This window comes from Mycobacterium sp. NPDC004974 (assembly GCF_053600815.1).
In genome coordinates, this window is sequence record NZ_JBSGAQ010000003.1 from 95,129 (window position 1) to 112,380 (window position 17,252).

The following is a 17,252-nucleotide window of genomic DNA, read 5'->3' on the forward strand; positions in this document are numbered from 1 at the left end:
GATATCACGATGTTTCCAACTGTAACCGCGCGATACCCACGATTCCGGTTGTGCGTGAATCGAATCCAGCCTGTGATTGATCAGCGATCATCGGAATCGTCTCAGCCGCAGGCTGTTACTGACCACGAACACCGAGGAGAACGCCATCGCGGCGCCGGCCAACATGGGGTTGAGCAGTCCGGCTGCGGCCAGAGGCAACGCGGCGACGTTGTAGGCGAATGCCCAGAACAGGTTGCCCTTGATCGTGGCCAGCGTGCGCCGGGACAACCGGATGGCATCTGCGGCCGCCCGCAGATCACCGCGGACCAAGGTCAGGTCACTGGCCTCGATCGCCACATCGGTACCGGTCCCCATGGCCAGGCCGAGGTCGGCCTGGGCCAGCGCCGCGGCGTCGTTGACACCGTCGCCGACCATGGCCACCACCCGGCCCTCGTCCTGCAGGCGTTTGATCACATCGACCTTGTCCTGCGGCAGGACCTCGGCGTATACCTCTTGCACACCAACCTGTTCGGCGATCGCGTGCGCTGCCGCCTCGTTGTCGCCGGTCAGCATGATCGGCTCCAGACCGAGGGCACGCAGCTGCCCGATCGCCTCCTCCGAGGTGGGCTTGACCGAGTCGGCGACCACCAGCACCGCGCGCGCCTGCCCGTCCCACCCCACGGCAATCGCCGTGCGGCCCAGCGCCTGAGCCTCGCGCATCGCGGCATCCAACTCCTGGGGCAACTGTTGCGACCAGTCGGCCAGCAGCTGACGCCGGCCCACCACCAGGGCATGGCCGTCGACGACGCCCTGCACCCCGAGGCCCGCCACGTTGGTGAAATCTTCCACCGGGGGCAGGTCCCCGACCTTCTCGCGGGCGCCCTTGGCGATGGCCCGCGCGATCGGATGCTCGGAGCCGTCCTCGACCGCACCGGCCAGCCGCAGCACCTCGGCGGGATCCTCTCCGGGCGCGGTGAACACGTCGAGCAGCGTCATCGCCCCGGTGGTCACCGTCCCGGTCTTGTCCAGCACCACGGTGTCCACGCGACGGGTCGACTCCAGCACCTCGGGCCCCTTGATCAGGATGCCGAGCTGGGCACCGCGGCCCGTGCCGACCAACAGCGCCGTCGGTGTGGCCAGGCCCAGCGCACACGGGCAGGCGATGATCAACACCGCCACCGCGGCGGTGAAGGCCGCCGCCACCGATCCGCCGGTGCCCATCCAGAAACCCAAGGTTCCCACCGCGAGCGCGATGACGATCGGCACGAACACCGCGGAAACCTTGTCGGCCAGGCGTTGTGCCTGTGCCTTGCCAGATTGCGCATCCTCGACCAACCGGGCCATCTGGGCCAGCTGGGTGTCGGATCCGATTCGCTTGGCCCGCACCACGAGCCGGCCGCCGACGTTGACCGTCGCGCCGACCACCTGGTCCCCCGGGGCGACTTCGACCGGCACCGATTCGCCCGTGAGCATCGAGGCATCCACCGCTGACGAACCGTCGACCACCTCTCCGTCGGTGGCGATCTTCTCGCCGGGACGGACCACGAACTCGTCATCTGTGGCCAGCGACTCGATCGGAATGCGTTGTTCCACACCGTTTCGCAGCACTGCGACGTCCTTGGCGCCGAGCTCGAGCAACGCGCGCAACGCCGCCCCCGCACGCCGCTTGGATCGCGCCTCGAAATACCGGCCGGCCAGGATGAAGGTGGTGACTCCCGCCGCGACTTCCAGGTAGATGTTGCCGGTGCCGTCCGACTGAGAGATCGACAGCGAGAACGGATGCGTCATACCCGGCATTCCGGCGGTACCCCAGAACAGCGCGTACAGCGACCAGCCGAACGCCGCGATGGTGCCCATCGAGATGAGCGTGTCCATGGTGGCGGTGCCATGGCGCAGGTTGCTCCAGGCCGCCCGGTGGAACGGCAGCGCGCCCCACACCACGACCGGCGCGGCCAAGGTCAACGAGAGCCACTGCCAGTTGGTGAACTGCAGCGCCGGGACCATCGCCATAGCCACCACCGGGATGGTCAACACCGCCGACACGATCAGCCGGGTGCGCAACGCGGCGGTCGGATCGCCCTCGACATGGCTCTCACCCGGTTCGGTGGCGGGCAGTTGTGCTGTGTAGCCCGCGGATTCGACGACCTCGATCAGCTGCTCGGGCGTCACCTCACCCGCTACGTCGACAGTGGCCTTCTCGGTGGCGAAGTTCACCGTCGCGGTGACGCCGTCCAGATGGTTGAGCTTCCGCTCGATACGTCCGGCGCACGAGGCACACGTCATCCCGCCGATCTCGAGTACGACGTGTCCGGTGGCGGTGCTCACGGTGTCCCCTCAACGGTGAATTCGGCGGTGTGCACCGCATCGCGGTGCTTGAAGTCCAGGAACAGCCGGTACTCACCGGCACTGGGAAGCGTGGTGTGGAACGCGATCTGCGGACCGGGCGCGGTGGCCGGGTCGGCCGCATCGCTCATCGGATGGACGTGCAGGTAGGCCAGATCCGACGCACGCACCGCGACCAGATGCCCGTAGGCGCCCAGGTACGGCTGCAGATCGGTGACCGGCTTGCCGTCGCGGCTGACCGAGAGCGTCAACTCCGATGGTTGCCCCGCCCTGGTCACCCCGGCGAGTGAGACGGTGTAACCGTCAACCGTCGCAGTGGTGGCAGGTGCAGGCAGCGGCTGCGGCTGGTACTTCCCGGCAACGGCCATGTCCGCGTCGAGCGTGACCGCACGACCGTCGGCCGGCACGAAGTCGGCGAATACCCGGTAGTCGCCGGGCTCGGTCAGATCCAGCGGAACGCTCCAAGTGCCGGAATCGTCGAGTACGGGATGCACATGCTGGTAGTCGGCGAGATCGCGGCGCACCACGATCAGATGCAGCAGCTTTTCGTGGCTCTCGACGTAGTCGGTCACCGGGGCGCCGGAGCCGTCGACGATGCGGAACCGCAGCGGTACCTCGGTGCCGGACGGCAGCGCAGTCTCATCGAGTTGCAGCGTGTACCCCGCCCCATGGGCTGAACCGTGGCCGACGTCGTGGCCTTCGGCGGGGACACTGCCCGGCGTGACCGCAGAACCGATCCCGAAGGACACGGCGAAAACCACGACGAGTCCGACGACGAACCCGATGAGCTTCTGCGGCGCACTCACGATCGACCCCTGCTCAACCCGCGACGGCGTAGCCGGCCTCGGCGACCGCGTCGCTGATGGCGGACGGATCGAGCTGACTGTCACTGTCGATGGTCACCAACCCGGTCGACAGGTCGACCTCGACGGTGCGCACGCCAGGAAGGCCGCCGACCTCTTCACGCACCGACGTGACGCAGTGCCCGCAGGTCATGCCGGTGACCGTGACAGTCTGGGTACTCATGCAGTTTCCTCCTGAACCGGATTCGATATCGCTTCATACTATACCCCCCTAGGGTATGAAATTCCTATGTCCCCCACCTCACTCCTGCACTATGGGCTGATGGAGCACATTCCGGGCGGCTACCGGGCCCTGGTGGTCGACGACGAAGCCCCACTCGCCGAGGTCATCGCCAGCTATCTGACCCGCGAACAGTTCGAGGTCACCCTCGCCCACGACGGGTCCGAGGCGCTGCGACTGGCCCGTGAGGTCGACCCCGACGTAGTGGTCCTCGACCTCGGCCTGCCGGGTATAGACGGCGTGGAGGTCTGCCGATCGCTGCGCACGTTCTCCGACGCCTACGTGGTGATGCTGACCGCCCGCGACACCGAGATGGACACCATCGTCGGCCTGTCGGTGGGCGCCGACGACTACATGACCAAACCGTTCAGCCCGCGGGAACTGGTGGCCAGGATCCGGGCCATGCTGCGCCGCCCGCGCGTCTCCTCCCCCGCCGCGACCGACGGCCGCGTGTTCGGCGCGCTGCGTATCGACGTCGACGGCCGCCAGGTGTTCCTCGATGACGAGCCGATCATGCTGACGCGCACCGAATTCGACGTACTCGCCGCGCTCTCGGCCCGCCCCGGGGTGGCGCTCAGCCGTCGCCAGATCCTCGAATCCGTCTGGGAGACCACCTATGTCGGCAATGAACACCTCGTCGACGTCCATATCGGTCACCTCCGCCGCAAGCTCGGCGACGATCCGGCTGATCCGCTGTACGTGATGACGGTGCGCGGGGTCGGATACCGGATGGGTACCGGGCAGGACGGCCAACGGTGAGCATCGGCCTGCGCACCCGACTGCTCTCGGCCCAGGCCCTGGTGCTCGTCGCCGGTGCGGGCACCACCGGACTGGTGGCTGCCATCGTCGGTCCGCCGCTGTTCCGCGAACATCTGCACCGCGCAGGGGTATCCGGCGACTCCGCCGAGCAGATGCACGCCGAAGAGGCCTATGTCTATGCCACGGTGATCTCGATCGGGGTGGCGTCGTGCGTCGCGATACTGGCGGCCCTGATCGTCACCTGGTACTTCGGCAGGCGTCTGCAGAAGTCGCTGACCCAGGTGTCGCAGGCCGCCACGGCCATCGCCGACGGCCACTACGACTCGCGGGTTCCGCCGGCTCATCTCGGTGACGAGTTCGACTCCCTGGCAAGTTCTTTCAATCAGATGGCCGGGCGATTGGAGGCCGTCGACGCCGGCCGCCGCAGACTGTTCAGCGACCTTGCCCATGAGATCCGCACTCCGGTTTCGGTTCTGGAGGCCTACTTCGAGGCCATCGAGGACGGCGTGAGAACTCTTGACCCCGAGACTGTTTCGATGTTGCGCCAGCAGACCCACCGCCTGGTCCGGTTTGCCGGCGACGCCGGCGCCCTGGCCAAGGCCGAGGAAAGCCCCGCCACGGTCACCCCGGTCCCGGTAGCGACTGACACCGTGGTGGCCGCCGCGGTCGCCGCGGCCCAGGACCGGTTCGACGACAAGGGCGTGACGCTGGGCTGGCGGGCGGACGAGAACCTGCCATCTTTGTGGGCGGACCCGCACCGGCTGGCCCAGATCCTGGGCAACCTGCTCGACAACGCGCTGCGACACACCCCGGCCGGGGGCCGGGTGACGATCGATGCCGGCATGGCCGCCGACCGGAGCGTCAGGCTGACGGTGACCGACACCGGCGAGGGCATCCCCGCCGAGCACCTGCCCCATGTCTTCGAACGGTTCTACCGGGCCGACACCGCGCGCGACCGCGACCACGGCGGCTCCGGGATCGGGCTGGCGATCGTGAAGGCCCTGGTCGAAGCGCACCGCGGCCGCATCAGCGTGAGCAGTTCGGGCGCTGGGACCACCTTCACGATCATCCTGCCGACCGGTTAGAGCGAACCCAGGATCTGGCGCATGGTGTCGATCTCCTGCTGCTGCGTCTTCACGATGGTGCGGGCCATCTCGACCGCCGCGGGGTACTGACCGTCCTTGATCTCGTCCTGCGCCATGGTGATCGCGCCCTCGTGATGAGCGATCATGTGCGTCAGGTACAGCTTGGCCGCCTCGACGCCCTGGGCGTTGCGCAGCGCGGTCATATCGGTCTCCGACACCATGCCCTGCATGGCGGGCATGCCACCCTGACCCATATTTCCGTGGCCCATGTCGCCGTGGCCCATGTTTCCGTGGCCCTGCTCCGGCATCGGCGGCATGGGGGGCATCGGGGGGTTGCCCCACTGCTTCAGCCAGCCCTGCATCTGCTCGATCTCCGGGGCTTGGGCACCCTTGATCTGGGTGGCCAGATCAGTCACCCGCGCATCGATACCCTGCTTGGCCAGCAGCACGTCGCTCATCTCGACCGCCTGCTGGTGGTGCGGAATCATGTGCTGGGCGAACATCACGTCGGCATCGTTGTGAGCCTCGCCGGCGACCGGTGAGCTCGCTGCCGCCGAGGTGCTCTGGGTGTTCGTCATCGGCTCGGCAGTCCTGTCAGCCTGGTCGTTGCTACAGCCGGCCACCAGGGCCGCCGCGACCACCGCGCCGGCACTCAGCATCATCAGTTTCATCACATCTCCAGCGTCCCGAGAGTCGATGTGGCTGCTCTAGTCGTTCGATGAAGATTCGATAAAGCTCTGGAGATCTCTATGCGGGCCGGGCCCGGAAGAGCTTCACGTCATTCTTGACGCCCTTGAGGTGTCGGGCTCCGGCAAACGACCAGCCGAACCGGCTCTCGCCGCCTTCGGTCTCGCCGATCGCCGCGCGGGTGGACTCGGCCACCAGTACGGTCCCGGGCCGCGCCGCCCCGGTGACCCGGCTGGCCAAATTGACCGAACCACCGAACCAGTCACCCGCCCGGCTCACCGCCGGCCCGGTCGCCAGCCCGACCCGCAGCCGCGGGAATTCCTCGTCGGTTTCGGTGGCAGCCACCAATCGCAGGGCCGCGTCCAGCAGTGCCGCCGGATCGGTGCTGACGAACATCACCGCGTCACCGATGGTCTTGATCAGCCGCACCGGGCCGACTGCCACCTCACGTGCCGCGTCGGCCAGCCGATTCGCCAGCCGCTCAAGGTCTTCGGGCTGCACGACCTCACCCAGCCGGGTGAAGCCGACGATATCGGCGAACGCGATGGTGACCAACCGGGCACCGGGCATCGGCAATCCCTCGGCGCGCTCAGAGGCAGTCACGGCCTCGGTCTCCAACGAGTGGCGCAGTTGCACGAACAGCATGTCGCGGATCATCGGCCCGATCAGCGGCGCCGCCTCCGCCACCAGCGCCTCGGTCGCCTTGGCGGTTTCCAGTTCTGTGGCTCCCGGCGTCAGCACGGCCGCCAGCGCGGCGTAGCGCATCACCTCGGCGGCCCGGCCCAGTCCCTCGGAGAGCACCCGGGTGATCAACACGATCTGGTCCGGAGCGATGCCCAGCTCCAGGAAACGCTCGGCGAACGCCACCGCCTCGGCGTCGGCGCGCAACAGCACAGCGGCATCGGGATCCTCGACTGTCGCCAGCCCCATCGACCGTTGCAGTCGCTGTACCAGTCCGACATCGAGCCCGGTCTGCTCGCTGATCTCGCGCGTCGACACATAGGTGCCGTCGTCGCCTGCCACCCGGCGCGAGGCCAGCAGCATCGGGGTACCGGCCTGGCGGATCTGGTCGGCCGTGATGCCGCGGGACAACAGCCATTCGACCAGTTCGGCACGCTGTGCGCCGGCTTCGCCGTCGAGCCCGTCAAGGAGTGTGGGGTCTGCCACCATCAGGTCAAGGTATACCGACGGGCTGCATGAACGGCCGGAGCTGTCGAGGACGCCAGCAACGACGACATGTCCTGGGGATAACGGACGTCCACGACCACCGAATCCCCGAAGCGGTACGGCCTGCCGGCCACCAGGCCGACGAACTGCTTACGCAGCCGCGACATCTCGGCGCGCACCGTCACCACCCTGGACCGGTCGCCGTAGAGATCCTCCGCCAGCTCCGGTGCCGACCGGCCCTGCTGGCTGGTCGCCAGGACCAGCAGAATCTCTGCATGGCGGCAGGAGATGCTGCGCCGCCAGCTGCCGAACTGGCCGGACATCTCCAGCGTCGGTTCGCCATCGCGTAGGTCGAGGATGACCCGCGACGGGGCCGCGCTGGGCTCGGCGTCGTCGGCCACCCGGACCAGCCACCCGCCCGGCAGTGCCTCCACATCGCACATGCCCAGCGGGGGAATCCACACCCGGCCGGGTAACCCGCTCTCGGGCAACAAGATCCGGTTGTGCAGCGGCAAGGAGTCCACCGCCGCGACCCAGCCCTCACCATCGACTGCCAGTGCCGGGCTGCCCACCCTGGCCAGGATGGGCGCCGCCACCGCACGCAGGCGGTTCAATGTTCGGTCATGCGCCTCGCGCAGTTGCGATTCCGCGAGCCGCGCCACCAGGTCCACCAGGGCGACCGTCGTCGGATGCACCGTGGAGGCCGGGCCTGACACATCGACGATGCCGATCACCTGACCGGTCCGCGGATCTCGGATCGGCGCGCCGGCACACGTCCACGGGTGGTGGCTGCGCAGGAAATGCTCAGCCGAGAAGATCTGCACCGCACGATGGGAGGCCAGCGCGGTACCGATCCCGTTGGTGCCCACCGCGTTCTCACTCCAGGTCGCGCCTTCGATGAAACCGAGGCGGTCGGCGAGGCTGAGCACGCGCGGCGAACCCGAGCGCCACAGCACCCGTCCCCTGGCATCCGCCACCACCAGGATGTTGTGGCCCTCGTCGATCACCGAGTCCAGCCCTCGCGAAACATCGTCGAGTACAGCGATGAGTCCGGACTGCTGCCGCAGCAAGTCCAGGCCGGTCGTCTCGACCTGCGGCGGGATGTGATGATCCGGGTTTATCCCCTTGGCGCGCAGCCTGTTCCAGGAGTCTTCGATCACCGCCCGAGGACGCGCAGGCGCGCGGTCACCCGACATGGTCGCGTCGTACACCGCCGACAAGAGCATGGCGTACCGCCGCGGATCCTCACCAGGCGAGACCGCGGGCTCAGGTATCGACGAACCGGCCATCATCGCCGATTGTGCTCCACATCACATCGGGACGCCAAACTCGGGCTACCGATACACCAGCCCCCCGTCGATGAGACCCGCCTGACCAGTCATGTAATCGGCATCCGGTCCGGCCAGATAAGCAACGAATCCGGCCACGTCCTCGGGTGTTTCCGGCCGCCCCAACGCGATGCCGCCCGCGTACTTCTGGAATGTCTCCCCCTCGGCGGCGCCGGTCAGTTCGGCGAACCGCTTGTCGATCTCGACCCACATGTCGGTGCCGACGATGCCGGGACAGTAGGCGTTGACGGTGATGCCCGCAGACGCGTACTCCTTGGCCGCGGCCTGGGTCAGGCCACGCACCGCGAACTTGGTCGCGCTGTACACCCCGAGCATGGCGAAACCGTCATGACCGGCGATCGACGAGGCGTTGATGATCTTGCCCGGCCGGCCCAGCTCGATGAACTTGGCTGCGGCAGCCTGGATTCCCCACAGCACGCCGTCGACGTTGATCGACCACACCCGGGCGACGTCGGCGGCCGTGACCTCGGCGATCGGTCCGACCAGCGCCACCCCGGCGTTGTTGACCATGATGTCGAACCCACCGAGGGTGGCCGCGGTGTGCTCGACCGCCGCGTAGACCGAGTCGCGGTCACTCACGTCGGTGACGAAAGTCGTTGTTTTCGAGCCGATTTCGGCGATCTCCTCGGCGACGGCGTTGATACCGTCCGGTACCACGTCGACCAGTGCGAGGTCGGCACCTTCCCGCGCCAGCCGCAGCGCGATACCCCGACCGATCCCCCGGCCCGCGCCTGTCACCAGCGCCACCTTGCTCTGCAACGTCACGATGCACCTCCGCTCGGGTCGACCAGAACCTTCATCTTCCTGCCTGCGTGCAGGGCTTCGAACCCCTCGTCGATCACGTCATCGATGGCGATGGGAGTGACCCATCCCCTCGTGTCGTACACCCCCTGCGCCATGAGATCAATGACCGCCTCGAAGTCGGCCGAGGTGTAGCACAGCGAACCCTGGATCCTGGACTCGTTCATCACCAGGTTGAGCAACGGTGTCGTCAGCGGCTTCTCGTAGATCGCAACGCTGACCGTCGGTTTGCGCGCACCCACGCACGCCGTGGCCGCCTCGATCGCGGGAGCCACGCCGGCAGCGTCGAATGCCGCGTCGGCCCCGCGGCCCCCGGTGTGATCCGCGATGAACGCCGGGACGTCGACGGCCGTCGGGTCCAGGGTCAAGGCACCGAGCGACTCGATCGCGGACCTGCGGGTGGGCGAGGGTTCCACGACGAACACGTCGTCGAGTCCCTTGCCCCGCAGCGCGAACCACAGGCCGATTCCGATCGGTCCGGCGCCGAAGATCACCGCGGTGTGCAGCGGGCCGACCTCACCGAGGGTGGCGGCGTGGTAGGCCACCGACATCGGCTCGACCAGCGCGCCGAGTTCGAGGGAGACGTTGTCAGGAAGCCGGTGCAACATGGCGATCGGCACCACGGTGTATTCGGCCATGCCGCCGTCGGACATCAGACCGTGGAATCCGATCTGCTGACAGATGTTGTAGGTGCCGGCCCGGCACGGTGCACAGTGTCCGCATCGGTAGATCGGCTCGACGGCCACCCGGTCGCCCGGGGCGAAGCCGGTGACGCCCGCACCCACATCGGTGATGGTTCCGGAGAACTCGTGGCCCATGGTCAGCGGCAGCTGCCGGCCGGTCAGCGGATGCGGCTCGGTCGGCACGAAGATCGGTCCTGCATAGTATTCATGCAGGTCAGTACCGCAGATTCCGTTGAAGCCGACTTTGACCTTGACGGTGCCCGGGGCGGGGTCGGGCTCGGGGACATCGGCGACTTCGACCTTGTTCGGTCCGTAGTACACGGCTGCTTTCATAGTGGACGTTCTTAGGCGACCTGCCGGGTGCGCCGTAAGGGTTGCAAGACGTTGCGGTCTCAAACGCCGGGTCGGTTGCAACCCCGTGCAACCCTTGTTGCGGTGTTTGACACGGTGTGGGCTGAGCCACATGACACAGACCACCGCCGCACCGCTGGCCACCCTGTCACCGCAGGAACGGGTTGACGCCTGGCTGGCCGATTTCGAATCCGCACTGGCCGACCGGGACGTCGAACGCGTCGTCGGAAAGTTCGCGACCGACAGCTTCTGGCGTGACCTGGTCGCCTTCACCTGGAACCTCAAGACCCTCGAGGGCCACGACGGCATCGCCGACATGCTTACCGCGCGGCTGGCGGACACCGACCCGTCCGGGTTCCGGACCGCGGAGACCCCGACCGAGGAATTCGACGGGGAGGCCGTCGTCACCTCGGCGTTCATCGAATTCGAGACCGCGGTGGGCCGCGGCAAGGGGCACCTGCGCCTGCGCGACGAGTTGGGCTGGACCCTCCTCACGACCCTGCAGGAGCTCAAGGGGCACGAGGAGCGCAAGGGCACCAACCGGCCGCTGGGCGCCGTGCACGGCTCCGATCCGGACCGGCGGTCCTGGTCCGAGAAGCGCCTCGACGAGGACCTCACGCTCGGCTACACCGAGCAGCCCTACATCGTGGTGATCGGTGGTGGCCAGGGCGGTATCGCGCTGGGCGCCCGGCTGCGCCAGCTCGGCGTGCCCGCCATCGTCGTCGACCAGCACGAACGCCCCGGCGACCAGTGGCGCAACCGCTACAAGTCGCTGTGCCTGCACGATCCGGTCTGGTACGACCACCTGCCCTACCTGCCGTTCCCGGCCAACTGGCCGGTGTTCGCGCCGAAGGACAAGATCGGCGACTGGCTGGAGTTCTACACCCGGGTAATGGAGGTGCCGTACTGGAGCTCGACCGCCTGCCTGTCGGCGTCCTACGACGAAGACGAGCAGCGGTGGACCGTCGAGGTGAACCGCAACGGCGAGCCCGTCACGCTGCGGCCGACGCAGCTGGTGCTCGCAACAGGCATGTCGGGCAAGCCCAGCATCCCGACGCTCCCGGGCCAGGAGACCTTCCGCGGGGAGCAGCACCATTCCAGCCACCACCCCGGCCCGGACCGATATCTGGGGAAGCGAGTCGTGGTGATCGGCTCCAACAACTCCGCCCACGACATCTGTAAAGCGTTGTACGAGAACGACGTCGACGTCACCATGGTGCAGCGCTCCTCGACACACATCGTGAAATCGGACTCGCTGATGGAGCTCGGCCTGGGCGACCTGTATTCGGAGCGGGCCGTCGCCGCGGGAATGACCACTGAGAAGGCCGATCTCACCTTCGCATCCCTGCCCTATCGCATCATGGCCGACTTCCAGCGGCCCATCTACGACGCAATCCGCCAGCGCGACAAGGACTTCTACGCGCGATTGGAAGCCGCCGGATTCGATCTGGACTTCGGCGACGACGACTCCGGCCTGTTCATGAAGTACCTGCGCCGCGGCTCGGGCTACTACATCGACGTCGGTGCCTGCGAGCTGATCGCCGACGGCAGCATCAAACTCGCGCACGGCGAGGTGGACCGGCTGACCGAGGACTCGGTGATCCTGGCCGACGGCACCGAGCTGCCCGCTGATGTGGTGGTGTACGCGACCGGGTTCGGCTCGATGAACGGCTGGGCGGCCGACCTGATCAGCCAGGAAGTCGCCGACCGGATCGGCAAGGTGTGGGGCCTCGGCTCCGACACCACCAAGGACCCCGGGCCGTGGGAAGGCGAACAACGCAACATGTGGAAGCCCACCCAACAGCCCAATCTGTGGCTGCACGGCGGCAATCTGCACCAATCCCGCCATTATTCGCTGTATCTGGCGTTGCAGCTCAAGGCCCGCTACGAGGGCCTGGCAACGCCGGTGTACGGACTGCAGGAGGTCCATCACCTGAGCTGAAGACTCACGACATGGCGCCCCGAACGTGACATAACCCCCACACCGTTCGGGGCGCCCGCGTGTGCGCGGTATACATGCGAGGGTGACCGAGCTGCTGCACGGGTTGGATCCCATCGTCGGCGAGGCGCCCCGGGTGCTGATCCTGGGCAATATGCCCAGCGTGATGTCGCTGACTGCCGGTCAGTACTACGGCAATCCGCGCAACGCGTTCTGGCGGATCACCGGCTCCCTCTTCGGATTCAGTGCCGATGCGCCCTATCCGGATCGGGTGAGGGCCCTGTGTGCACACAACGTTGCCGTGTGGGATGTACTGCGGTCCTGTCGTCGGGAGGGCAGCCTCGATTCGGCCGTGGAACGGGACAGCATGGTGCCCAACGACTTTGCGGTGTTCTTCGCCTTACGTCCCACGCTCGATCGGGTGGTGTTCAACGGGGCCGCCGCCGAGGCCAATTACCGGCGCCTGGTCGGCACGCCCGCGCTGCCCAGTGTGCGGGTGCCGTCGACCAGCCCCGCACAGACGATGCGCTACGAGGACAAATTGGACGCCTGGCGGACCGCACTGGGCGGTTAGGTTCGGTCAGGCCAGCCGGTCCACGATGTCCTTGGCCTCCTTGAGCCGCAGCCCGGTCTCATCGCGCAACAGTTTGACGGCGGCGATCTTGTTGCCCTGCAGGGCGAGCTGGCGGACCATCTGGCTGGCCATCATCTCGCTGGGCTGACCCGTGGGCGGCACTGACACCGGGTGCCCGGCCGCCGAGGCGGCCCGTTCCAGGGCGGCAACCCGGCGCTCGAGTTCCTGGACGCGTCGGCGCAGGTCGTTGCTCGATTCGTCACGGTCGGCGAAAAGTCCCATCGTGCCAGTGTGGCATCCGTACCCTTTCGGCGTTGCTGCGTTCTATCCTCGTTGCAGCAGGTTCTCCGATGGCGGGGGCTTCGAAATGACGGAAACTGCGACGTGCCGCGCGTGTGGTACCGAGCCGCGAGCGGGTGCCCGGTATTGCGATGCGTGCGGGGCGCCCGTCACTTCGGCAGCGGGCGCCGAGTACAAGCAGGTCACCGTCTTGTTCGCCGATGTCGTGCGGTCCATGGACATCGCATCGACCCTGGGCGCCGAGCGGCTCCGCGAGATCATGAGCGATCTGTTCAACCACTCCGCCGCCGTGGTCCGCCGATATGGCGGCACCGTCGACAAGTTCACCGGCGACGGCATCATGGCCATCTTCGGGGCGCCGGTTGCATTGGAAGACCATGCTTTTCGGTCCTGCCTGGCCGCACTGGAGATCCACCAGCAGACCGCCCTGCTGGCGGTGCAGGTAAAGGCCCGCGACGGCCTCGACCTGCAGTTGCGCATCGGATTGAGTTCCGGCCAGGTCATCACCGGCGAAGTCGGCACCGACACGATGAGCTACACGGCGATCGGCGAACACGTGGGGATGGCCCAACGCATGGAATCGGTCGCCCCACCCGGCGGAGTGATGCTCACCGAGTCGACCGCCCACCTGGTCGAAGACACCATGATGCTGGGCGCGCCCGAGATGGTGCAGGTCAAGGGTGCCGACCAGCCGATCCGGGCGCGCCGGCTACTGGAGCTCAATTCCGCACACAACCTGCTCAATGTCGGCGAATCGACCCTGGTCGGCCGTGGCTGGGAATTATCCGCCATCGAGGGCATCCTGGAGCGCTCGATCCAGGGGCACGGCAGCATCGTCCTGCTGGTGGGCGGGCCCGGCATCGGCAAGAGCCGGCTGGTCAGCGAGCTCGCGGCGAAGGCCGCCGCCCGCGGTGTACCGGTGAACTCCACATTCTGCGAGTCGCACACCAGCGAAATCCCATTTCATGCCATCGCCGGCCTGCTGCGGGCAGGATTCGGTGTGGCAGACCTGGACCGTGAGGCGGCCCGCGCGAAGGTTCGAGACCAGGTCCCCGACGACACCACGGAGAGTCTGGAGCTACTCGACGACCTGCTCGGCATCGCCGACCCCGATGTCGTTCTGCCGGTGATCGACCCCGACGCTCGGCGACGCCGGCTCACCACCCTGGTCAACGCGGCGTCGCTGGCGCGGACCACGCCGGCGGTCTACGTCATCGAGGATGCCCACTGGATCGACGGCGTCAGCGAATCGATGTTGTCGGACTTCCTGTCGGTGACGCCGCAGACTCCGTCCCTCGTCGTGATCACCTACCGCCCCGAGTACCACGGGGCATTGAGTCATGTCCATGGCGCACAGACGATAGTGCTTGCGCCACTGGATAATTCGGAGACCTCCGCCTTGATCACCGAGCTCCTGGGGCCCGGTGACGGCGTAGCCGACCTCACCGACACCATCGCCGGGCGGGCCGCCGGGAACCCGTTCTTCGCCCTCGAGATCGTGCGCGACCTGGCCGAACGAGGCCTGCTCCGTGGCGAACGCGGCGCCTACGTGCTGTGCGACGGGCAGGGCCGGGTGAGCGTGCCGGCCACCCTCCAGGCCACCATCGCCGCGCGTATCGACCGGCTGGATCCGGCGGCCAAACGAACACTGAGCGCCGCCGCGGTGATCGGGTCCCGGTTCAGTGCCGGTCTGTTGGCCTGCCTGGACACCGAGCCGTTCTTCGGGGATCTGATCGAAGCGGAGCTGATCGATCAGGTGCAGTACACCCCGCACGCGGAGTTCGCATTCCACCACCCGATGGTGCGGACCGTCGCCTACGAATCACAGCTCAAGTCCGATCGCGCTGAACTGCATCGACGCCTGGCCGACACCATTGCCGACCGCGAACCCGAACTGGCCGACGAGAACGCAGCATTGATCGCCGAACACCTGGAAGCCGCCGGCGACCTGCATGCGGCATACACCTGGCACATGCGCGCCGGAGCGTGGGCGAACAACCGCGATACCGCGGCAGCCCAGATGTGCTGGGAGCGCGCCCGGCAGATCGCCGACCTGCTGCCCGCCGACGATCCCGACCGGCCCGCGATGCGGATAGCTCCGCGCACTCTGGTGTGCGGCAATGGCTTCCGCAGCAAGGTGAAGGTCTCCGGCGCCCGGTTCGAGGAACTGCAGGAGCTGTGCGAGTCCGCCGGAGACAAAGCCTCACTGGCCATCGGTATGGCCGGGCTGACCGGCGAACTGATGCTGCAGGGCCGGGTGCGCGACGCATCACGGCAGGTGTCCGAGCACATGACCCTGATCGAGTCCATCGGTGATCCCGCACTCACCGTCGGCTTGTCGGCGACTCCGATCTCGCTCAAGATCGAAAGCGGCGAAATGGATGAGGTGCTGCGCTGGTCCCAGATGGCGATCGACCTGGCCGACGGCGACACCACCAAGGGCAACTTCATCGTCGGCTCACCGCTGGCAGCGGCCTTCGCAGCACGCAGCATCGCCAAATGGGCCCTGGGCCTTGATGGTTGGCGCGCGGACCTCGATCATGCTCTCGCCATGGCACGCAACACCGACAGATTCACCCACGCACTCGTCATCACCTGGACGTACTTCACCACGGTGTCCTGCGGCGTACTGCTCGCCAGCGACGACGCGCTGAGCGACATCGACGAGGCGCTGCAGATCACCGAAGGCGCCGGCGACGACATCGCGCTCGGCCTGGCTCGAGTGACCATGGGATACGCCTTGCTGAACCGAGATTCGCCGGCGGACCGGGAGCGCGGACTGGCCATCCTCGGCCAGGTACGGCAGATGTGCGTGAGCGGACGGTTCTATATGTCCGAGCTGGTTGGCATCGATGTGTACACCGCGCGCGAACGGGCCAAGCGCGGCGACCGGGCCGGGGCGATCCGGGTGCTGCGCGAAGCGGTCGACGACCTCTTTCACAGTGGACAGCTTCCCTACAACATCCTGGCGACCGGAATCCTCGCGGAGACCCTGCTGGACCGCGGCGCCGCGGGTGACGTGGACGAGGCCGAGGCCGCGATCGCCAGACTGGTGGCGATCCCGGTAGGCGATGGCCTCATCCTTCGCGACGTCATGTTGTTACGGATCCGCGCTCTCATCGCCCGCGCCAAGGGCGACGACGCCGGCTACCGCGATTTCCGCGACCGGTACCGGGACCTGGCCGGCCGGCTCGGCTTCGAGGGACACATGGCGCTGGCCGCGGCGTTGCCCTGACTGCGCGGCCGGGTCGCGGGCAACCTATTACGCTTCAGCCACCACGCCCTAGCCGATTGAGGTGATCGATGACGTTTCCGCCGACAAGCCCCTGGCCCCCTTCGCAGAACTGGCCGCCACCACAGCCTGTGCCCGGTCAGGGGTGGGGACCGGCCCCCGGCGGTTACCCGACGCCACCCCCGGCCGGCCCGCCGCCCGGCAACCGATCCACCCGGCTGATCATGATTGCCGTGGTGATCCTGGTTGTCGTAGTCGTGATTGTCGCGGCGCTTCTGCTGCTCGGCAGATTCGGCGAGAAGACCAAGACCGTTGGGGATTCCGCGTTGTCGGGTGCGCTGCTGACCGAGGAAGAAGCCGGCAAGGTCCTGCACGTCGGAACGCTGATCGGCAACTCCGACGATGGCAACGGCAGTGTTCAGTCGACTTGGGATACCAGTGACCCCGGCGAAACCTGTCTGGTCGGCACCCCCGGCGCCGAACGCGATCACGAGGGCAGCGGATCGACGGCCGTACGGCGGCAGTATCTGCAGTCACCCGACGACAGCGGCGACGGACCGAGCGCCTATTTCGACCAGGCAGTCGTAGCGTTTCCCGATGCTGACACCGCGCGGCGATTCGTCCAGAAGGCGAAAGAGAAATTGCAGCAATGCGCCGGAAAGACCGTGGAATCGGACGATACCGATGGGTCGGCCCACCAGTGGCGCAACGGCGATGTCTCAGAAGTCGACGGCGTGCTGTCCTCCTCGGCGGATGAACTCGGCGACGCGGGCGGTTGGACTTGTCAGTACGCGGTCGCCCCACGGCACAATGTCGTGGCCGAAATCCAGTTGTGCGGAGGCAACGCCGATGCCGACACCCTCGGTCAGCTCGTCTCGGAGATGACCAACAAGATCGATGAGGCGGCAGGAAGATAGCGA

General features: G+C 67.3%; 15 protein-coding genes. 6 read left to right on the forward strand and 9 right to left on the reverse strand.

Annotation, left to right across the window (positions count from 1 at the left end):
- Positions 1-87: 87 nt before the first annotated feature.
- Genes ACWEFV_RS08520 through ACWEFV_RS08530 form a run of 3 tightly spaced genes read right to left on the reverse strand, consistent with a single transcriptional unit; the run spans position 88 to position 3,348 of the window.
- Entirely contained in the window at positions 88-2,304 is a 2,217-nt protein-coding gene (locus ACWEFV_RS08520; protein ID WP_450069824.1) for a heavy metal translocating P-type ATPase, read from the reverse strand.
- Positions 2,301-3,128, reverse strand: a complete 828-nt coding sequence (locus ACWEFV_RS08525; RefSeq protein ID WP_450069825.1) for a hypothetical protein — start codon at positions 3,126-3,128, stop codon at positions 2,301-2,303. Before ACWEFV_RS08525 ends, ACWEFV_RS08520 begins: the two co-directional genes overlap by 4 nt.
- 13 nt (positions 3,129-3,141) lie before the next feature.
- Positions 3,142-3,348 (reverse strand): heavy-metal-associated domain-containing protein, encoded by a 207-nt coding sequence (locus ACWEFV_RS08530; RefSeq protein WP_044519704.1) that lies wholly within the window; start codon positions 3,346-3,348, stop codon positions 3,142-3,144.
- A gap of 99 nt (positions 3,349-3,447) precedes the next feature.
- Here ACWEFV_RS08530 and ACWEFV_RS08535 point away from each other — a divergent pair, with 99 nt between their 5' ends.
- The gene (locus tag ACWEFV_RS08535; RefSeq protein WP_450070154.1) at positions 3,448-4,164 is read left to right on the forward strand and encodes a response regulator; all 717 of its coding nucleotides are present in this window, start codon (positions 3,448-3,450) and stop codon (positions 4,162-4,164) included.
- Positions 4,161-5,249: a HAMP domain-containing sensor histidine kinase gene (locus ACWEFV_RS08540; RefSeq protein WP_450069826.1), complete on the forward strand. Its 1,089-nt coding sequence runs from the start codon at positions 4,161-4,163 to the stop codon at positions 5,247-5,249. The genes ACWEFV_RS08535 and ACWEFV_RS08540 overlap by 4 nt, the downstream gene beginning before the upstream one ends.
- On the opposite strand, the gene ACWEFV_RS08545 is transcribed toward ACWEFV_RS08540, so the two are convergent.
- From ACWEFV_RS08545 to ACWEFV_RS08565, 5 genes are all read right to left on the reverse strand, one after another.
- On the reverse strand, positions 5,246-5,920 hold the full coding sequence (locus ACWEFV_RS08545) for a DUF305 domain-containing protein (protein ID WP_450069827.1): 675 nt from the start codon (positions 5,918-5,920) through the stop codon (positions 5,246-5,248). The genes ACWEFV_RS08540 and ACWEFV_RS08545 overlap by 4 nt on opposite strands.
- A gap of 76 nt (positions 5,921-5,996) precedes the next feature.
- Positions 5,997-7,106: an adenylate cyclase regulatory domain-containing protein gene (locus ACWEFV_RS08550; protein WP_450069828.1), complete on the reverse strand. Its 1,110-nt coding sequence runs from the start codon at positions 7,104-7,106 to the stop codon at positions 5,997-5,999.
- Complete coding sequence (locus ACWEFV_RS08555) at positions 7,106-8,392, reverse strand: GAF domain-containing protein (RefSeq protein WP_450069829.1); 1,287 nt, start codon at positions 8,390-8,392, stop codon at positions 7,106-7,108. The genes ACWEFV_RS08550 and ACWEFV_RS08555 overlap by 1 nt, the downstream gene beginning before the upstream one ends.
- A gap of 45 nt (positions 8,393-8,437) precedes the next feature.
- Entirely contained in the window at positions 8,438-9,217 is a 780-nt protein-coding gene (locus ACWEFV_RS08560) for an acetoin reductase (protein ID WP_450069830.1), read from the reverse strand.
- The gene (locus ACWEFV_RS08565; protein ID WP_450069831.1) at positions 9,214-10,269 is read right to left on the reverse strand and encodes a 2,3-butanediol dehydrogenase; all 1,056 of its coding nucleotides are present in this window, start codon (positions 10,267-10,269) and stop codon (positions 9,214-9,216) included. Before ACWEFV_RS08565 ends, ACWEFV_RS08560 begins: the two co-directional genes overlap by 4 nt.
- Before the next feature lie 130 nt (positions 10,270-10,399).
- On the opposite strand from ACWEFV_RS08565, the gene ACWEFV_RS08570 reads away from it, so the two are divergent.
- Positions 10,400-12,229 carry a flavin-containing monooxygenase gene (locus tag ACWEFV_RS08570; RefSeq protein WP_450069832.1) on the forward strand — a complete coding sequence of 610 codons (1,830 nt, stop codon included), beginning with the start codon at positions 10,400-10,402 and terminating at the stop codon, positions 12,227-12,229.
- 82 nt (positions 12,230-12,311) lie between these two features.
- Positions 12,312-12,800, forward strand: coding sequence for a DNA-deoxyinosine glycosylase (locus tag ACWEFV_RS08575; RefSeq protein ID WP_450069833.1), 489 nt, complete (start codon positions 12,312-12,314; stop codon positions 12,798-12,800).
- A 6-nt stretch (positions 12,801-12,806) separates the two neighbouring features.
- Here ACWEFV_RS08575 and ACWEFV_RS08580 read toward each other — a convergent pair whose 3' ends face one another.
- Complete coding sequence (locus ACWEFV_RS08580) at positions 12,807-13,082, reverse strand: ribosomal protein L7/L12 (RefSeq protein WP_450069834.1); 276 nt, start codon at positions 13,080-13,082, stop codon at positions 12,807-12,809.
- 85 nt (positions 13,083-13,167) lie between these two features.
- On the opposite strand from ACWEFV_RS08580, the gene ACWEFV_RS08585 reads away from it, so the two are divergent.
- On the forward strand, positions 13,168-16,335 hold the full coding sequence (locus ACWEFV_RS08585) for an ATP-binding protein (protein ID WP_450069835.1): 3,168 nt from the start codon (positions 13,168-13,170) through the stop codon (positions 16,333-16,335).
- Between the two features lie 68 nt (positions 16,336-16,403).
- Positions 16,404-17,249: a sensor domain-containing protein gene (locus tag ACWEFV_RS08590; protein ID WP_450069836.1), complete on the forward strand. Its 846-nt coding sequence runs from the start codon at positions 16,404-16,406 to the stop codon at positions 17,247-17,249.
- Positions 17,250-17,252: the final 3 nt, after the last annotated feature.

Coding starts and splice junctions, on each gene's coding strand:
- ACWEFV_RS08530 (WP_044519704.1), bottom strand. CDS start 3,348: ATGAGTACCCAGACTGTCACGGTCACCGGCATGACCTGCGGGCACTGC.
- ACWEFV_RS08535 (WP_450070154.1), top strand. CDS start 3,448: ATGGAGCACATTCCGGGCGGCTACCGGGCCCTGGTGGTCGACGACGAA.
- ACWEFV_RS08545 (WP_450069827.1), bottom strand. CDS start 5,920: ATGAAACTGATGATGCTGAGTGCCGGCGCGGTGGTCGCGGCGGCCCTG.
- ACWEFV_RS08550 (WP_450069828.1), bottom strand. CDS start 7,106: ATGGTGGCAGACCCCACACTCCTTGACGGGCTCGACGGCGAAGCCGGC.
- ACWEFV_RS08555 (WP_450069829.1), bottom strand. CDS start 8,392: ATGGCCGGTTCGTCGATACCTGAGCCCGCGGTCTCGCCTGGTGAGGAT.
- ACWEFV_RS08565 (WP_450069831.1), bottom strand. CDS start 10,269: ATGAAAGCAGCCGTGTACTACGGACCGAACAAGGTCGAAGTCGCCGAT.
- ACWEFV_RS08570 (WP_450069832.1), top strand. CDS start 10,400: ATGACACAGACCACCGCCGCACCGCTGGCCACCCTGTCACCGCAGGAA.
- ACWEFV_RS08580 (WP_450069834.1), bottom strand. CDS start 13,082: ATGGGACTTTTCGCCGACCGTGACGAATCGAGCAACGACCTGCGCCGA.
- ACWEFV_RS08585 (WP_450069835.1), top strand. CDS start 13,168: ATGACGGAAACTGCGACGTGCCGCGCGTGTGGTACCGAGCCGCGAGCG.
- ACWEFV_RS08590 (WP_450069836.1), top strand. CDS start 16,404: ATGACGTTTCCGCCGACAAGCCCCTGGCCCCCTTCGCAGAACTGGCCG.